This window comes from Novosphingobium profundi (assembly GCF_018491765.1).
In the GTDB taxonomy this organism is placed as follows: domain Bacteria; phylum Pseudomonadota; class Alphaproteobacteria; order Sphingomonadales; family Sphingomonadaceae; genus Novosphingobium; species Novosphingobium profundi.
Genome location: NZ_JABWCU010000001.1, coordinates 216,827 through 234,405, shown reverse-complemented (window position 1 = coordinate 234,405; position 17,579 = coordinate 216,827). Strand labels below are relative to the sequence as shown.

The window sequence follows — 17,579 nt, the reverse complement described above, 5'->3', positions numbered from 1 at the left end:
GACCTAATTCGCATCTTTGCGCGCGAAGATGTCGAAAAGTGTTTCCGCCCGCCGCCGCTTTGCCTATCTGAACCTCGTGCACGCTCCTCGATCCAACGATCTCATCGAGCCTGAAATCCTCATGCTCGCCTACCGCAGCGGGATATTCCCCATGGCGGACAGCCGTGATGATCCCGAAATCTTCTGGATCGAGCCACGTCAACGCGCGATCCTCCCCCTCGATGGACTTCGCGTCTCGCGCTCGCTGGCCCGATCCTTGCGGCGCGGCCGCTTCGAAGTCACCTGCAACGAGGCCTTCTCGCGCGTCATGGACGCCTGCGCTGCGCCGCGTCCGGCCCATTCCGCGGGAAACGACGCTGTGGACCCGACCGACGACGAGCACGACGGCGGAAGCTGGATCAGCCACCGCATCCAGCGCAGCTACGAAGAGCTCCACCGGCTCGGCTCGGCGCATTCCATCGAATGCTGGCGGCGCGCGCCCGAAACCGGCGAGCGCGTGCTCGTCGGCGGCCTTTACGGCGTCGGCTTCGACGGGGTGTTCTGCGGGGAAAGCATGTTCTCGCGCGAGCGCGACGCCTCGAAAGTCGCCTTGTGCTGGCTGGTCGCGGCGCTGCAGCGGTCCGGAGCGCAACTGCTCGACTGCCAATTCATCACCTCGCACTTGGCCTCGCTCGGCGCGGTGGAGATCCCCCAGGCGCAATACCTGCGCCTGCTCGGCACAGCCCAGCATACGTCCGGCACGCCTGCGGTCGCGTCGGCCAATCACGGCCGCGCGAATGCTCAGTTGGGGCTGCGCTCTTCGACGACCGGTTCGTCCTCGGGCTCCGCCTCATCCTCGGCGGGCTCGGGCGAGGCCGTTTGCGTGGCGACCGGATTTGCCGCCCTGCTCGGCGATGCGGGCGCGGCCGGAATGGCGTCTTCGCCCGGGAACTTCATCGCGCAGTCCTTGACCCAGACGTCATAGACGGGGTGCTCGACCACGTTGAGCGCCGGCGAATTCTTGAACAGCCAGCCCGAGAAGACCTTGTGCCAGGCCAGCTTCTGGTCCGTGTTCACCCGCTCCTCGACGAAGACCTGCACGAAGGCACCTTCTTCCTGGGGATGCTCCCAAGGAAGCGACTTCTCGCACGTCGCCAGCTTCACCACGAGATTGCCCAGGCGACGCGACTCGCCGGGCTTCATGGTAATGTCCTGGGTCAGGTTGTTGCGCTTGTTGAGGATGCCAAGCGTCGCCACCCGATCCTTGTTCGGCGTGCCGAGCTCCTGCCCCTGGGCGGCCTGGGCAGGCCCGGCCTGCATGCCGGCAATCGCATCGGGCACTTCGGTCTCGGCAGGCGCGGGCTCGGGAGCACCACCGCAAGCCGACAGCCCGGCCGTCATGACCAGGGCCGCGAGCGGACCACCGAAACGAATCGCAACAGGAGGCATCGTACGCAGAACGATCAGGCGTCCGGGGACCATGCCTCGTAGTCGCCGGTCGCCGCGGCACGGCGACCGCCGCGCTCCAATGCGCCCTGGGGGCGATAGGCCGTGGGGGTACCGGTTGCGTTGGGGGTGTAGTCCACTTCCCAGATGCGGGCCGGCGGGAGGTGGCTTTCGGGCACGTCATCGTACGAATGATGCAACCAGCCATGCCATTCGGCCGGGACGCGGCTTGCGTCGTTGGCGCCGACATAGATGACCCAGCGGCGTTCGTAGCCTTCGGTCGTCTTGGCCTTCTTCGCGCGGTAATACTTGTTACCCTGCGCGTCGGTGCCGACGTGCTCGCCATTGCGCGAGGACCAGAGCGAGGTGCCGATGGTCGCGCCATCCCACCAGGTGAAGATATTGGACAGGATTCCCATGAGCCGCGCGTTAGCCCTCTTTGCTGCCGATGCCAAGCGTGTTGGATCTAAATACCCGCATGATTTGCGAGCGCAATGTGCGTTGCGACATGCATGTTCCGCAAATCGGACGCTTCATCGCAGTGCAGCAACGGCTCACCCTGCCCAGGCGCCAAAATCGGTTCGTTCATCTGAGGTTGGGGATCAGATGAACAAGAAGCGCGTTTCCACCGCAACCGATTTACAGATTTCAAGGAGATCGCCCATGCGCAAGCTCATTCTCGCCGCCACCATGGCGGCCGTCGCCGCCCCGACCATGATCGTGGCGACCGCCACCCCCGCCCTGGCGCGCGACCATCATTCCTACCACCGCACCGACAACGGTATCCGCTACTGGCGCGACGATCGCGGACGCTACCGCTGCAAGAAGTCGGACGGCACCACTGGCCTGCTGATCGGCGGCGTCGCCGGTGCCCTTGCCGGCCGTGCGGTCGACACCCGCGGTGACCGCACCACCGGCACGCTGATCGGAGCTGCGGCCGGCGCGCTTCTTGGTCGCGAAGTTGACCGCAGCTCCAGCTCGCCGCGCTGCCGCTAAAAACGCAGCCCGGCATCGCCGGATTGCACGAATGAAAAAGGCGGCGCCGCTCCTCCGGGAACGGCGCCGCCTTTTTTCGTTCCGCATTTGGGCGGTACGACCACCACCCGCGTGCCGGCATTCAGACGTCTTCGCCTGCTTCGGCCACCCAGTTCTCGGCCGCCTCGATGCCGTCAGCCTCGATAATGGCTCGGGCAATGTCGAGCCGGTGGCCCGCGCGCAGCATCGCGGCCAGGTGCTTTTCGCGCAGGCTCCGATCCACCTCGTCGCGCGCAAAAGGCCCCAGCCGCCGCCGCCGCGCCAGCGCGAGCGCTGCCTCGCGCGCCTGCGCTTCGTCAGGCTGCATCTCGCAGCGAACCTCGTCGGCGACCCCGGCTTGCCCCAGCGCCTCGCTGACCCGCCGCGCCCCATAGCCGCGGCGCAGCAAGCTTCCCGCCTTCATCCGCGCCCAGGACTCGTCGTCGACGTAACCCAGCTCGGCGTAGCGCTCGACCAGCGCCTCGAGGGCGGGACGTTCGTCGCCCTCCCACCCCCTCTCGCGCAGCTTGCGTTGCAGGTAGGCGAGCAGTTTGGCTTGCGTTGTGGCGAATCGCGCGACATAGGCGAGCGCCATTTCCTCGAGTCGAGGCGTGTCGAGCGGACGGGGATTGCGACGCTTGGCGGACATCTTGCCCTATTCGTGCCACACTCGGCGCAGAATGGGGAGTGCTTATGGAACCTTGGAGGAGGAAACCATGGCCATTTCCGGTTCACATTCGAACCACTAGGCCATGTTGGAATCCCACGGGATAGTTAGAACAGACAACGGGTTACGATATAATGAGCGACACCATCAGCATGGTGACGAAGGCGGACCAGGCACTGGTCCCGACCCCCAACGACGACGCTCTCGAGCGCCGTTACGCGGACTTCGACACCTTCTGCGACGCCCTTGATTATGCGGCCCAGGGCCAGCGCGGCTTCAATTTCCACGATCCGCGTGGAAAACTGACGCGCGCCTATTCGTTCCGCGAACTGCGCGAAGACTCTCTCAAGGTCGCCTACGCCCTTGTCGCGCGCGGCGTGAAGCCGGGCGAGCGCATTGCCCTCATCGCCGAGACCGGCCCCGACTTCGCCGCGCTGTTCTGCGCGACGATCTACGCGGGCGCCTGGCCGGTGCCGCTGCCGCTGCCGACCAGCTTCGGCGGCAAGGACAACTACATCGAGCAGCTCGCCGTCCAGCTTTCCAGCGCGGACCCGGTCCTTCTGATCGGCCCCGACGAGATCGCCCACCTGACCGCCGCTGCCGCCGAGCGCCAGAGCTGCGGCCACGCGACCTGGACCGACTTCGCCGCCAAGGACGTTGCCGAGACCGCGCTGCCCAAGGCCTCGCCCGACGACATCTGCTACCTGCAGTACTCGAGCGGTTCGACGCGCTTCCCGCATGGCGTGGCGGTCACCCACCGCTCGCTCATGTCGAACCTCGCGGCGCACAGCCACGGCATGGAAGTGCGCGAAGGCGACCGCTGCATTTCCTGGCTGCCCTGGTATCACGACATGGGCTTGGTCGGCTGCTTCCTCTCGCTGATCGCGAACCAGGTCTCGGGCGACTACCTCAAGACCGAAGACTTCGCCCGCCGTCCGCTCGCCTGGCTCGACCTGATCACGCGCAACGAGGGCACTTCGATCTCGTACTCGCCGACCTTCGGCTACGATATCTGCGCGCGCCGCATCTCGAGCCAGACCAAGCTGGACGAGCGCTTCGACCTGTCGCGCTGGCGCCTCGCCGGCAACGGCGCGGACATGATCCGTCCCGACGTCATGCAGAGCTTCGTCAACGCCTTTGCCGCCGCCGGGTTCAAGGCCAGCGCCTTCCTGCCCAGCTACGGCCTTGCCGAAGCGACGCTTGCGGTCACCATCATGCCACCGGGCGAAGGCATTCGCGTCGAGCTGGTCGAGGAAGAACGTCTCTCGGGCTCCCCGCGCGACCTCAGCCGCCCGGCCCGCTACCGTGCCATCGTCAACTGCGGCAAGCCCGTGCTCGACATGGAAGTGGTGATCCGCGGCGAGAGCGGCAAGCCGCTTTCCGACCACCAGATCGGCAAAGTCTGGTGCCGCGGCACGAGCGTGATGCACTCCTACTTCCGCGACCCCGAATCGACGGCCGAGTGCCTCGTCGACGGTTGGCTGGACACCGGCGACATGGGCTACATGGCGCAAGGCTACCTGTTCATCGTGGGCCGCGCGAAGGACATGATCATCATCAACGGCAAGAACCACTGGCCCCAGGACATCGAGTGGGCGGTGGAACAGTTGCCCGGCTTCAACCACGGCGACATTGCCGCCTTCTCGGTCGAGACCGAGGGCGGCGAGGAAGCCCCGGCGGTGCTCGTCCACTGCCGCGTCTCGGACCCGGCCAAGCGCATCGAACTGCGCGACCTCATCCGCGACAAGGTGCGCTCGATCACCGGCATGAACTGCGTGGTCGAACTGGTGCCGCCCAAGAGCCTGCCGCGCACCAGCTCGGGCAAGCTCAGCCGCGCAAAGGCCAAGAAGCTCTACCTCTCGGGCGAGATCGCCCCGCTCGACCTCGCCGCCTGATCGCGGCGAAGTCCAGAACGGCACGAAACGAAGGGCCGGTCCGCGCGACCGGCCCTTTCCTTTTGGGCGAGAGCGGCCCGCTCCGGTCAGATATTGCGGTGCAGCTCCAGAAGGTTGCTCGGCACCTTCAGCGCATCGGCGGCCACCTGGGTCTCCTGCAGGAACAGGATCAGCGCGATCAGCAGGAGCAGGATCGAGGCGAGGAAGATGATCGCCGCCACGACGTGAAGGTCGAACCCCGCCAGCCCCTGGAGGAAAAGGATCGCGACGGTCGAGCCGATCGCGAGCGCCGAGAGCACCATCAGGCGAATGGCCCGGGTGATGATCGTGATGCGCCGGTCGACCAGGCGGATTTCGCGCACGACGAGATCGTGTTCGGCGTCCTGCGTCTCGAAATAGAGCCGCTGGAGCATGCGCGCCCGGTCCACCACCCGGCCGAGCCGGGAGGAGAGGATATTGAGGATGTTGCCGATCGCGACCAGCACGAAGACCGGCGTCAGGGCAAGCTGTATCGTCTCGACAATCATGCCCACTCTCCTGCCTGCAACGCGAGAACCGCACAAGCCGGCTCGACGTTTGCAACGCTCACCCCACATGCCCGCAACGATCAACGCACGAACCACCTCTGCTGCCAATGGTAGATCGAAGGCACCGCCCGGCCCGCAGCATCGGTGGCGGGCCGAAAGCGAAAGCGCTGCTGGGCGAGCGCGCATGTGATGCGATCCGCCTCGGCGTCCGGACTGGCCCGGTAGACCCGGCAACTCGACACCCGCCCGTCCGCGCCCACGCCCAGTTCGACAACGACGGAATGCCCGATGCGCAGGTCCCGCGAAGCGCGCGGATAATCCCGCGCCGAATTGATGTCGCCCGCAATCTTGACCGTAGGACTGCCCCCGCCGCCACCGCCCTGCCCCGTTCCGCTGCGTCCGGCCCCCGTACCCAATCCCGTTCCCGAGGCCCCCGTTCCGTCCCCGGACTGCGCCGCACCGGACAGGGCGTCCTTGCCCTCGCCCGCCACCGGCGGGACGGGACGGGTTTCCTTGACGACGACCTTGGGCGCGGGAGCAGCCTGTTCGGCCGGTTCAGCCGCCTTTCCGGCGGCGGCCTGAGCGCCCTCCGGTTCGGGCAATCTGCCCGGATTGGGTGCGGGTTCGACGGGCTCCTCGGGGGGTGGAGGCGGCTGCGGCGTGAAAGTGACAGCCAGGCCGTCGTATGCGGCCTGGGCGACCGAGCCTGCAAGCTCGGGCGCAAACGCCCTTACCAGGAGAACGCCGAGCACGACGTGCACGACAGCGACCACCAGCACTGTCGGCAGACTTACGCGGTGTCGGGAGCCGTAGGTCTCGCAAGGCTGTTCGATGGGGGCGATGTCCCTGGTCATGTCCTCTAGATAGGCGCCTCGGGCGCGAATGCCATTTGCCGCCCCCATCTTCGAGCACGTCAGAAATACCAGACGAGCACCGAATCGGCCTCCATCTTTCCCTGCATCGGCACGACGACCATCGACTTGAGCCCCGCAGCGACGGCCAGGCAGGCCGTCGGGCTTTCGATATCGGTCGCAAGATCCTCGTCAACGAGCGGGATGCCTTTCCGGCAGGCACGTCCGAACAAGCCCGTATCACCCGAAATCCAGACATCGGCGTGCAGCCCGGCGAGGTCCTCGACGACTTCGCAATAGCCTGCCTCGAACCGGAAGGCGCCGCGTTCGGGATCGAAAACCCAATACTCGATGCGCCCCACCACCGGTGACAACCGCGAGGAAACGAGCGTCAAGACCCAGGCCGAACCATCCTGGCCCCGGCACGGCACACCGAACGCGCGATCGAAGCCGATCCGATCCTCGGCCTCATGCCGCAGGAAGCGCCCCTCGGGACGCAGGGACGTGAAGAATACCGGGGCACCGCTCTCCCAGACCTTTCCCGGAATGCCCTGCCCCCTTGCAAAGTGCAGGCTCCGGGCTTCCGCCTCGAAGCCATGCGCCTGCCCGAAGTAGCCGTCGGCAAGAGCCAGCACTTGCGAATCCCTCGTGCATTGCCAGAGCTCGAGCGCCCCGAGCCGGAAGCGCTCGTCACCACAGAAGAGCAGCAGGACGGCCGCCACTCGGCTCTCGCGCCAGCACGGTAGCGAGACCGCGCAACTCAGCTCCTCCACCAGCGCCGCTTCCTTGCGCACGAAATAGGATTTGCCGAAGTCGCCGAGGACCATCGGCCGACCATGCTGCCATGTCTTTCCCGGCAAACCCTCGCCCTTGCCAAGCCGCATGCCCCGACTGGCCGAGGCAAAATAATCCATTGCGCCATAGACGCCGGACACGAGGTCGATCGTACGACCATCTTGCGAGGGCACCCACACCTCGATCGCCCGGATGAACGGCTCGCGCTCCATGCCCCCTCTTTCCCGCCACCCCGGTGGCCCCTCTCACGGTTCAGGAAGCCAGAGCCATAGCGCAACGGTAAAAAAGAAGGGTCAATGGATCCTAGGTGCAACCCCGCGAAAACCCGGCGCGCCCGAGGCCATCATTCATCGGTGAAGGTGTAAGGCTGCACGCCCCTGCGGTAGTCGTCGCTCATCACCGCGCGGCCAATCGGGGGGACCGAGCGGGCCGCGCATTCGGGACGGTGGCACAAGCGGCAAGTCACCCCGATCGGAGTTGCCACGGCGTCCTCGGACCGGACACCGCGCGCATAGACCAGCTTGTGTGCCTCCTCGGCCGCGCAGCCCAAAGCCACCGCGCGCGTGATCCGCGCACTCGCGAAATGGCTGCCTCCGCTCGTCACCGTGCGCGCGATCGAGAAGAAGCGCTGTCCGTCGGGCAACTCGAGCCATTGCGCATGGATCTCGCGCGGGCGGCGGAAGACCTGGTGCACGCTCCACAAGGGGCAGCCCCCGCCATGCCCGGCAAAGGGAAAGCCCGCCCCGTCAAGCCGCTTGGAAACGTTGCCCGCCTCGTCGAGCCGCAGAAAGAAGAACGGCACGCGCTCCTCGCCCGGACGCTGGAGTGTGGTGAGACGGTGCGCGACTTGCTCGAAACTCGCTCCGAACAACCCGCCCAGCGCCTCGAGGTCGTAGCCGCGTTGCTGCGCCGCGCGCGCGAAGCGGCCATAGGGCATGAGCGTCGCCGCCGCGCCATAGGCCGCCAGCGCCCGCTGGACGAGCGTCGCAGTCATCGCGCTGGCGAAAGTCTCGGCGCGAAGAATCGCCTTTATCTCGGCCCTGAGCGCCGTATGCGCGATGTGCGTGGCGACCTGGAAGGCGCGGCTTGGCGCATCGAGCGTGTCGTCGATCAGCAATTGCTGGTTGTGCCGGTCGAACCGGCGCAACGCGCCCATCATCACCTCGGGCGGCAGATAGCGCAATCGAACTTCGCGGGCGGCCAGCCACGCCTGCGCACCGCCCGCCTGCTCGATCGCGACCGCGAGCTCTTCCGCCTTCGTATCGAGCGGGTGGAAGTAGTTGCGCCGCGCGGCAAGGAAACGCTGCGCCTCGCGCACGGGCTCGTTCTCCTGCGCCCCTGCCCCTGCGCTGCGCTGCTCGGCCAGCGCCTGCTGTTCGCGGGTATAGGCGCCGTGCAACCGCAGCAGCGCCTCGCTCACCCCCGGAAAGCTCATCGCGAGGTCGGAAATCTCGAGCGCGGGCAGATCGATGTCGTCGAAGATCGGGTCGCGCAGGACACCTGCAAGGCGCCGCGCATAGTCCTCGCCGTCCTCGCTGGCGAGGTCGCCGATATCGAGGCGGTAGGTGCGCGCGAGGCGCACGAGCATGTCGGCAGTGAGCGGGCGCTGGTTGCGTTCCAGCAGCGCGACATAGCTGGGCGAGATCTCCAGGTCGTCGGCCATGGCCTGTTGGGTCAGCCCAAGTTCGCGGCGCAGACGGCGCAGCCTTGGCCCAAGGTACAAGGGACGGGACTGGGTTCGGCTATCGGCCACGAGTCGGTTCCTGTGAGACCTGTACAACTTTACAAGCAAAGTTTGTAATGTTTGACAACGTCACTTTGCAAGCCATTTCGCGCAACAAAATTCGCCGGTATCAGCAGGTCATCGAACACACCGGCTCACATCGTTCCTTCCAGTCAGACAGGAACGAAAGGGCCGACCACTCAGACGGGATGAGCACAGTGACCTACCAGAGCAAGATCAGCGACGCCGGTCAGACCATCGGCAACGAGCCCAACTGGAACGGCATCGAGGCCGAATCGGTCGCCCGCATGCGCATCCAGAACCGGTTCCACACCGGTCTCGACATCGCCCGTTACACCGCCAGGATCATGCGCCAGGACATGGCCGCTTACGATGCGGACCCCGCCAACTACACCCAGTCGCTGGGCTGCTGGCACGGCTTCATCGGCCAGCAGAAGATCATCTCCATCAAGAAGCACTTCGGGTCGACGAAGCAACGTTACCTCTACCTCTCGGGCTGGATGGTCGCCGCCCTGCGTTCCGAGTTCGGTCCGCTCCCCGACCAGTCGATGCACGAGAAGACTTCGGTCCCCGCGCTGGTGGAAGAGCTCTACACCTTCCTCAAGCAGGCCGACGCGCGCGAACTGGGCATGATGTTCCGGGACCTCGACAAGGCAAGGCTGGCCGGAGACGAAATGGAAGCCAAGCGGATCGAAACCGCGATCGACAACCACGAGACCCACGTGGTTCCGATCATCGCCGACATCGATGCCGGCTTCGGCAACGCGGAGGCAACGTATCTGCTCGCCAAGAAGTTCATCGAGGCCGGTGCCTGCTGCCTGCAGATCGAGAACCAGGTCTCGGACGAAAAGCAGTGCGGCCACCAGGACGGCAAGGTCACGGTTCCGCACGAGGACTTCATCGCGAAGATCCGCGCGATCCGGTATGCCTTCATGGAACTGGGCGTCGAGGACGGCCTGATCGTGGCGCGCACCGACTCGCTCGGCGCTGGCCTCACCAAGCAGATCGCCTTCACCCGCACGGCCGGAGACATCGGGGACCAGTACAACAGCTACCTCGACTGCGAGCCTGTCGAAGCAGGTCAGGTGGGTCATGGCGAAGTCCTCATCAGCCGCGACGGCGCGCTGATGAAGCCCAAGCGCCTGCCCTCCAACCTCTACCAGTTCCGTGCCGGAACCGGCGAGGACCGCTGCGTGCTCGACTGCATCCACGCCCTGAAGAACGGCGCGGACCTGCTCTGGATCGAGACCGAGAAGCCGCACATCGGCCAGATCGGCGGAATGGTGAGCCGAATCCGCGAGGAAATGCCGGGTGCCAAGCTGGTCTACAACAACTCGCCCAGCTTCAACTGGACGCTCAACTTCCGCCAGCAGGTCTACGACGCCTGGGAAGCGCAAGGGCGCGACCTCTCGGGCTACGACCGGGCAAGGCTGATGAGCGTGGACTACGACGGCACCGAGCTGGGGGCCGAGGCCGACGAGCGCATCCGCACCTTCCAGAAGGACGCGGCGCGCGAGGCGGGCATCTTCCACCATCTCATCACCCTGCCCACCTACCACACTGCGGCGCTGTCGACCGACAACCTCGCCAAGGAGTACTTCGGCGAACAGGGCATGCTGGGCTACGTCAAGGGCGTGCAGCGCCAGGAGATCCGCCAGGGCATCGCCTGCGTCAAGCACCAGAACATGGCCGGTTCGGACATCGGCGATGACCACAAGGAATACTTCGCCGGTGAAGCGGCCCTCAAGGCCGGCGGCGAACACAACACGATGAACCAGTTCGCGGCCTGATCGGCCTCGCAACCAAAGGAAGCGAGACGATGGAGACCCGTGAACACCTGAAATTGCCGAGTGGGGCAATCCTGAGCCTCGCCCCTCTCGCCAATACCACGACACATGCAACCACCGACGCCAATCCCGGCGCGAGCAATGGAAGGAGACGTGACATGATGACTGCCCCCACCACGACCGAACCGGCGCGCGCCCGGGCCGTGCTTTCGAACCAGGACTTCAAGTTGCTGCAGGACGCCGTCCTCTACTACCTGAAGGCCCACGAGGACGATCCGATCTCGTCGAAGTACTCGGCGCTTTACCACCGCCTTGGATCGGCGATCCGCCGCTGACGGCCTGAATACCGGCACCGACGCGAAAGAACGTCGGGCCGGAGACCAAATTCGCGAGTTTTCCTGGGGAGGAAAGCTTGGCCCGCCATGCCGGAAGGCGCGGCGGGCCATTTTGCATTGCCCCCACGCGAAACTTCGGCCCGGAAAGTTACCGGGTATGGGATTAGACCGCCATCAAGCCCGATGCCGCTAGACCCCGGCCATGGGCTATATCGGCAGCAACCCCTTATCCCGTCTTTACATGTGCGCCGCCTTGCAACACCGCGTCGACCTGTTGCTGCTGGCCGTTCTGGTCTGCACCATGGCCTGTGCCACAACGGTGCTTCTCCTACGCCAGGCACAATCCGCCTCGACCGAAGATATGCGCCGCTGGCGCATGCTGGCGGGCGCGGCGTTGGGTTTCGGAGCCTGGGCCACCCATTTCATCGCCCTGCTCGGCTATGTAAGCGGCATGCCCCAGGCCTACGCGCTCCTGCCCACGCTGGCGAGCTTGGCCATCGGCGCTGTCGTATGCGCCCTTGCGCTTTTGCCTGCACACCCCACCGCGCCGATCCCTGTGCGAGTTGGTTCAGCTGCAATCCTGACAGCTGGACTCGGGTCGATGCACTATGTCGGAATGCTCGCCATCCAGGTGCCCGCCCGCTTCCAATGGGATTCAGGGTTCGTCGCCGCTTCGCTGGTGCTGCCACTCGGCCTCATGGTGACCGGCCTGCTATATGCACAGGCGCAAACGGGTCGGCGCGGCGTCTGGGTAGCCACGGCCCTGTTCGTCTTCGGCATCGCGATCCTGCACATCCTCGGCATGTCGGCGCTCAGCCTGATACCCGATCGCACCCCACATGCCCAAGCCGTGATCCGTCCGGAGGCCCTGGCCAGCTGGATCGCCACCGTGGCGCTCGCGCTCTTCGCCACAGGGATCGCGACGCAATTCCTGCGCGACCAGGCGCGTACGGCAGTCCTGCGCAGCGAAAGCCTGTTCAGCGATCTCGTCAAGTCGGTCTCGGACTACGCCATCCTCATGCTCGACCCGAACGGGCTCATCTCACAGTGGAACGAAGGGGCCAAGAATCTCACCGGATACACCAGCGAAGACATACTCGGCATGCCGGTCGCCCGCTTGTTCAGCTATGGCGACCGCTGCGACGACCTGCCCGCCCGGACACTGGACCACGCCCGCGAAGCGGGCCGCGCGACCGGGGAATGCCTCTACGCCCGGCGCGACGGGTCGACCTTCTGGGGCCACGGCACGATCCAGGCCAACCGCACCAACGACGGTTCGCTCATCGGCTATTCGTTCATCATGCGCGACATTTCCCGCTTCAAGGCCGACAAGGACCTGATCGCGCAGACCACCATGCGTCTCGACACCGCGCTCACCAACATGCACGAGGGCCTGTGCCTGTTCGACGCGCAAGAGCACCTTGTTCTGTGCAACGAGCGCTTTCGCGAACTGTGGTCGCTCGCCGGCAAGGATTGTGAAGCAGGCACGACGCTGGCCGAAATGGTCCGTGCCGGCTTCATGAACCTCGACGGCGAAGAACATGCCGAACCTGCCCTGGCGCAATATCGGCAGTTGCTAAAAGAGACCTTCAACGCGCCCAACACACCTGCGATCGTGATCGAGTTCGACAACGCCAAGGCTGTCTCGATCGCCAATCGCGCTTTGCCCGATGGCGGCTGGGTGACGACCTGCGACGATGTCACCGAACAGCGTCGGTCCGAGGCGCGGATCCAGCACATGGCGCTGCATGACAATCTGACCGGGCTGCCGAACCGGGCGCGTTTCAACCAGCGCTTGCAGGACAAGCTGGGTCTGGCCGACCGGACGGGCTCGAAAGTCGCCGTCATCGCGGTCGATCTCGACCGATTCAAAGAAGTCAACGACACCCAGGGCCATGCCGCCGGCGACGCGCTGCTGCAGGCGATCGGACTGCGTATCACCGAGCGGATCAAGGCCCGCGAGATCGTCGCCCGCCTGGGAGGAGACGAGTTTGCCGCCGCCAAGGTCTTCACCGAAGACGGCGAGTTGAGCGAATTCGTTGGGCGACTGCACGAATGCATATCGGGCGCTGGTATCGAACCGGGCTGCGTGGTCGAGGCCAGTGTGGGCATCGCGATCTATCCCCACGATGGCATCGATCGTGAAGGCCTTGTCAACAACGCCGACCTGGCGATGTACCGCGCCAAGAACATGCGCGGGGAAAAGACCTGCTTCTACGAGGAGGGGATGGATGAAGCCGCCCGCCGTCGCCGGCAGCTCGCCAACGACTTGCGCCATGCGATGGAGCGCGGCGAATTGCACTTGCTCTACCAACCCCAGCGCTCGCTTCGGACGGGCAACCTCAGCGGATACGAAGCGCTTCTGCGCTGGCAACATCCCAGGCTGGGTGCAGTGCCCCCCGATGTCTTCATCCCCATTGCCGAGGAGAGCGGCGCCATCTTCGAAATCGGAGAATGGGTGCTGCGCGATGCCTGCCAGGAAGCGACGCGCTGGAAAGGCCACGAAAAAATCGCCGTCAATCTTTCGCCGGTCCAGTTCGTCAAGCCGGACCTGGTCGCATCGATCCGCCAGATACTCGCCGACACCGGCCTGTCCCCCAGCCGCCTCGAACTCGAGATTACCGAAACCGCGATCATCAGCGACAAACTGCGCGCGTTGCATTGCCTGCGCCAACTCAAGGCCATGGGTATCAGCGTGGCCATCGACGATTTCGGAACCGGCTATTCCTCGCTCGACACCCTGCACTCCTTCCCCTTCGACAAGATCAAGATCGACAAGTCGTTTCTCCTGCGCTCGGAGACGAGTTCGCAGGCCCGGGCCATCATCCGCGCCGTCCTCGCTCTCGGCAAGAGCCTGGAAATCCCGGTTCTGGCTGAAGGCGTCGAAACCGAGGCCCAGTTGGCCGTGCTCGAAAGTGAGGGCTGCGACGAAGCCCAGGGCTATTTCTTCGGCCGACCCGACACGCCGCCGAGCCAGCCACGCAAGGCCGCCGTCAACTCCTGAGACCTCCTCGCCCACCCAGCTACCAGCCTAGGCTTCACGTCGGGGCCATCGCCAGGGCCGCGGGTTGAGAATACACCCGCCTTGATGCAGGACATGGAACCCGATGCGGGACGGCGCCTACCTGCTTGCCAGGTCCGGCCGAGCCGAGGAGATGCATGTCCATGAAGTCTATCGCCACTGTGACGATGAACCCGACCATCGACGTATCCTACGACGTCGCCGAAATGCGCCATACCCACAAGATGCGCACGGACAACGAATGGTACGCACCTGGCGGCGGCGGCATCAACGTGGCGCGTGTCTTCGTGCGCCTCGGCGGCCATGCGCGCTGCTTCTATCTTTCGGGCGGCGCCACGGGCCCCGCACTCGACGGTCTTCTGGACAAGCACCAGCTGGTCCGCACCCGCATTCCCATCGCGGGGCCGACGCGCATCGCCTCCGCCGTGCTGGAGCGTCAAAGCGGAAAGGAATACCGCTTCACTCCAGCGGGCCCCACCGTCTCGGACTGCGAATGGCGCGCCTGTCTCGAACAAGTGGCGGCAACCGACGCCGAGATCGTCGTGCTCAGCGGATCACTGCCACCGGGTGTTCCCGCAGATTTCTATCCGCAAGTCATGGAGCGCCTGTCGGCTCGCGGGATCGAGGTGGTTCTCGACAGTTCGGGTGCCGCACTCGCGCGCGGCATCGAACAGGGTGGCCTGCTCCTCGTCAAACCCAGCGTCGGCGAGCTCCAGCAATATGTGGGACACAAGCTCGAGAGCCACGAAGACATCGCCGAGGCCGCCCTGCGCAGTGTCCGCGCGGGAAAGGCGCGGCTCATGGCGGTGACGATGGGGCACCAGGGCGCGATCCTCGCCTCGGGCAAAGGCGCGTACTTTCTGCCCGCCCTGCCGATCGAGGCGGCCAGCGCCGTTGGCGCGGGCGACAGCTTCGTCGCCGCGATGGTCTTTGCCCTCGCGCGCGGGGACGATGATCTGAGCGCCTTTCGCCTGGGCATCGCGGCAGGTTCCGCGGCGATCTTGCGCGCCGGAACCGGATTGGCGCATCCCGCCGACATACGGCGCCTGCTCGCGTCCATCGCGCAGCCTGCAAGGCTCTGATTCTGCACGAGAGAGATTCGGCAAACTTCGCCAGGACCGCTGCAGCATACCGCAATTCAGGCCTGAAGAATTTTGCAGCATCGCCGCCGATTTCGCAAGTTCGCTATAGAATTCCTACGTAGGAACAATACCTTGGATCGGCAAGGTGGGTGGAGCCTGTATCGATTGCAAACCCGTTTGCAGATATTGCTTCCCCTGACGCGATTTCTGTTGCACATTGCGATTGAAAGGTCTTTGACAGACCTCACGAATTTGCAGAGGTTGGGAGAGAGCGCGCCGGGGGATACCTCCGGCGCGCCGATTTTTTTAAGGCTCCCGAACGCTCCGTAGAGGCGAAACCGCACAGGGGTCGTCGTTTCGTCCCGCTCCGACGACGTAATCGAAGGCTTGTACTCACCTTGCGCCTGATCCGATCGCGCCGCGCATCCCCACGCCAGCCCTCCATGAGCGGATTGCTCTGGTCGATCGCCTTACCGGCCATGCTCACCAACATTGCAACGGCTCTCTTTGGCCTCGCCGATATGTGGGCGATCGGGCGGCTCGGCGACGCCTCCGCGCAAGGCGGCGTCGAACTCGGCGCCAAGTTCATGATGGGCCTGCTCAACGTGTTCAATTTCCTGCGCACGAGCACGATCGCGCTGACCGCGCAAAGCGCCGGCCAGCGCGACACGCATGCGCAAGCCGCCACCCTCGTGCGTGCCCTGGTCGTCTCGCTGGGCGTCGGCCTCGTTCTCGTCTCGGCAATGCCACTTGCCGTTCCTTACGGGCTCGACTTCCTGAGCGCGCACGGCGACCTGCGGTCACAGGCCGAGAGCTATGTCGCGCTTCGCTACTGGAGCGCCCCGATCTGGCTTTGCAACTGTGTCCTGATCGGCTGGCTGGTCGGTCAGCGCCAGCTTCGCGCGGTGCTTGCAATCGAAGTGGCCGCCAACCTGCTCCATATCACCCTTGATCTCGTACTCGTCCTCGGCGCGGGCTGGAATGTTGCGGGTGTCGCGGCCGCCAGCCTGATTTCCGAAGGTGTTCGACTGGTGCTTCTGGCCTCGATCGTGACGCGCCGTCCGGGGGCTCGGCTTGCATGGACGATGGCCCGGCGCAAATCAACGTGGCAGCGCCGGGAGCTTGCCCGGCTCTTCGCGCTCAATCGTGACCTATTCCTGCGTACCCTGCTGCTGACCGGCGCCATGATGCTTTTTGCGCGCATGGGCGCCAGCTCGGGCCCGGTCACGCTCGCGGCGAACGGCATCCTGTTTCAACTCTTCATGCTGTCGAGCCTCCTCCTCGACGGGTTCGAAAACGCGGCGCAGGTGCTGTGCGGCGAGGCCTTCGGGGCGAACGACGAACCGCGTCTTCGCAAGATCGTGCACCTCGCACTGGCGTGGGGGCTGGTAGCAGGCCTGGCCGTGAGCCTCGCCTACGCGATCGTCGGCCCCGCACTGGCCCAGGCCTTCACCGCGTCGCCGGCGGTTCAAACGGAAGCGCAGGCGTACTTCGGGTGGGTCATTGCCCTCCCGCTCGTGGGCGTAGCCTCGTTCGTGCTCGATGGCGTGTTCGTCGGTGCCGGTTGGACGCGGGCGATGATGGGTACCATGGCTTTCGCCATGCTGCTCTACGCAGGCCTACTCTAGCTCCTGCACCCCATCTTGGGCAACTATGGTCTGTGGCTGGCCTTCACCACCTTGTTCCTCGCGCGAGCGGCTGGTCAATTGGCAACCTTGCCGCATCTCGTTCGCCGATCATTTCGCTGACCGGACAGCTCACGCCGGATCAGGCTTGAGCTGCTTTCGGAACACGAGGCAAAGGTTGTTCGCGGGCATTTCAACTTCACGTTCGAGAACGAAACCACGTGCCAAGGCCTCGGCCCGAACCGCTTCCACCTCGCGCAAGCCCCAGCGCGGATCGCGCCGTTTGAGGTCGAGATCGAACGCCGCATTGCTCGGTTCCAACACCCGATCACCACGCCGATAGGGTCCGTAGAGCACGACCGGGGCGCCCTCTTCCAAAACCCTTTGCGCACCTGCAAACAGGCCCAGTGTTGCTTCCCAGGGGCTGATGTGGACCATGTTGATGCACACCAGTGCCTCCGCCTTCGCCACGGGCCAGTCCGCCGGCGAGGCGGCATCGAGCTCGAACGGCGCGTGAAGATTTGGACAGGGTTCGGCCTCACGCCAGGCCGCGATCGAAGCGCAGGCATCCCGATCAGGATCACTCGGTTGCCAGTCGAGACCCGGCAAGGCGCGCGCGAAATGAACGGCGTGTTCGCCGCTCCCGCTCGCCACTTCGAGCACCCGGCCCTGCTTCGGCAGAACGGCTCGCAGAACGTCGAGGATCGGCTCGCGATTGCGCAAGGTGGCCGGCGCATGCCGGCGCACGTCCACGCCTGGCCGGGGTTCGGGCGGTGCACGATCAGTCATGCCATCCGCGATTAAAGCGCC

Annotated in this window: 15 protein-coding genes and 1 pseudogene; 8 read left to right on the top strand and 8 right to left on the bottom strand. The window is 65.3% G+C overall.

Going from position 1 to position 17,579, the window contains the following annotated elements:
* Nucleotides 1–28 precede the first annotated feature (28 nt).
* Nucleotides 29–964: a leucyl/phenylalanyl-tRNA--protein transferase gene (aat, locus tag HT136_RS01110; protein WP_214196886.1), complete on the top strand. Its 936-nt coding sequence runs from the start codon at nucleotides 29–31 to the stop codon at nucleotides 962–964.
* A 35-nt stretch (nucleotides 965–999) separates the two neighbouring features.
* On the opposite strand, the pseudogene HT136_RS26120 reads toward aat, so the two are convergent.
* Nucleotides 1,000–1,182, bottom strand: a pseudogene (locus HT136_RS26120) (DUF2155 domain-containing protein); the annotation flags it as partial.
* Nucleotides 1,183–1,442: 260 nt separating this feature from the next.
* The gene (locus HT136_RS01100; protein ID WP_214196884.1) at nucleotides 1,443–1,844 is read right to left on the bottom strand and encodes an NADH:ubiquinone oxidoreductase subunit NDUFA12; all 402 of its coding nucleotides are present in this window, start codon (nucleotides 1,842–1,844) and stop codon (nucleotides 1,443–1,445) included.
* 244 nt (nucleotides 1,845–2,088) lie between these two features.
* On the opposite strand from HT136_RS01100, the gene HT136_RS01095 reads away from it, so the two are divergent.
* Entirely contained in the window at nucleotides 2,089–2,421 is a 333-nt protein-coding gene (locus HT136_RS01095; protein ID WP_214196882.1) for a glycine zipper 2TM domain-containing protein, read from the top strand.
* A gap of 121 nt (nucleotides 2,422–2,542) precedes the next feature.
* Here HT136_RS01095 and HT136_RS01090 read toward each other — a convergent pair whose 3' ends face one another.
* A complete protein-coding gene (locus tag HT136_RS01090; protein WP_214196880.1) occupies nucleotides 2,543–3,088 on the bottom strand; it encodes a regulatory protein RecX in 546 nt (181 codons plus the stop codon).
* Nucleotides 3,089–3,240: 152 nt separating this feature from the next.
* Between HT136_RS01090 and HT136_RS01085 the strand changes: the two genes are divergently transcribed.
* Nucleotides 3,241–5,001 (top strand): fatty acyl-AMP ligase, encoded by a 1,761-nt coding sequence (locus HT136_RS01085; RefSeq protein WP_214196878.1) that lies wholly within the window; start codon nucleotides 3,241–3,243, stop codon nucleotides 4,999–5,001.
* Between the two features lie 86 nt (nucleotides 5,002–5,087).
* Here the strand turns inward: HT136_RS01085 and HT136_RS01080 are convergent, their stop codons facing one another.
* The 4 genes from HT136_RS01080 to HT136_RS01065 all read right to left on the bottom strand — a co-directional run bounded on the left by HT136_RS01080 (nucleotide 5,088) and on the right by HT136_RS01065 (nucleotide 8,927).
* Nucleotides 5,088–5,528, bottom strand: coding sequence for a DUF2721 domain-containing protein (locus HT136_RS01080; RefSeq protein ID WP_214196876.1), 441 nt, complete (start codon nucleotides 5,526–5,528; stop codon nucleotides 5,088–5,090).
* Between the two features lie 80 nt (nucleotides 5,529–5,608).
* Nucleotides 5,609–6,382 (bottom strand): TonB family protein, encoded by a 774-nt coding sequence (locus HT136_RS01075; protein WP_214196874.1) that lies wholly within the window; start codon nucleotides 6,380–6,382, stop codon nucleotides 5,609–5,611.
* Between the two features lie 59 nt (nucleotides 6,383–6,441).
* On the bottom strand, nucleotides 6,442–7,386 hold the full coding sequence (locus tag HT136_RS01070; protein ID WP_214196872.1) for a hypothetical protein: 945 nt from the start codon (nucleotides 7,384–7,386) through the stop codon (nucleotides 6,442–6,444).
* Between the two features lie 131 nt (nucleotides 7,387–7,517).
* Nucleotides 7,518–8,927, bottom strand: a complete 1,410-nt coding sequence (locus HT136_RS01065) for a helix-turn-helix domain-containing protein (RefSeq protein ID WP_343222075.1) — start codon at nucleotides 8,925–8,927, stop codon at nucleotides 7,518–7,520.
* Nucleotides 8,928–9,115: 188 nt separating this feature from the next.
* Between HT136_RS01065 and HT136_RS01060 the strand changes: the two genes are divergently transcribed.
* The 5 genes from HT136_RS01060 (at nucleotide 9,116) to HT136_RS01040 (ending at nucleotide 16,772) form a co-directional block, all read left to right on the top strand.
* A complete protein-coding gene (locus tag HT136_RS01060; RefSeq protein WP_214196870.1) occupies nucleotides 9,116–10,708 on the top strand; it encodes an isocitrate lyase in 1,593 nt (530 codons plus the stop codon).
* Between the two features lie 155 nt (nucleotides 10,709–10,863).
* Entirely contained in the window at nucleotides 10,864–11,040 is a 177-nt protein-coding gene (locus HT136_RS01055; protein ID WP_214197216.1) for a hypothetical protein, read from the top strand.
* A 253-nt stretch (nucleotides 11,041–11,293) separates the two neighbouring features.
* Entirely contained in the window at nucleotides 11,294–14,044 is a 2,751-nt protein-coding gene (locus tag HT136_RS01050; RefSeq protein WP_246543236.1) for a bifunctional diguanylate cyclase/phosphodiesterase, read from the top strand.
* Between the two features lie 161 nt (nucleotides 14,045–14,205).
* Nucleotides 14,206–15,144, top strand: a complete 939-nt coding sequence (locus tag HT136_RS01045; RefSeq protein WP_214196869.1) for a 1-phosphofructokinase family hexose kinase — start codon at nucleotides 14,206–14,208, stop codon at nucleotides 15,142–15,144.
* 443 nt (nucleotides 15,145–15,587) lie between these two features.
* Nucleotides 15,588–16,772 carry an MATE family efflux transporter gene (locus HT136_RS01040; protein ID WP_246543235.1) on the top strand — a complete coding sequence of 395 codons (1,185 nt, stop codon included), beginning with the start codon at nucleotides 15,588–15,590 and terminating at the stop codon, nucleotides 16,770–16,772.
* A 129-nt stretch (nucleotides 16,773–16,901) separates the two neighbouring features.
* Here HT136_RS01040 and HT136_RS01035 read toward each other — a convergent pair whose 3' ends face one another.
* A complete protein-coding gene (locus HT136_RS01035) occupies nucleotides 16,902–17,558 on the bottom strand; it encodes a DUF938 domain-containing protein (RefSeq protein WP_214196867.1) in 657 nt (218 codons plus the stop codon).
* Nucleotides 17,559–17,579 lie beyond the last annotated feature (21 nt).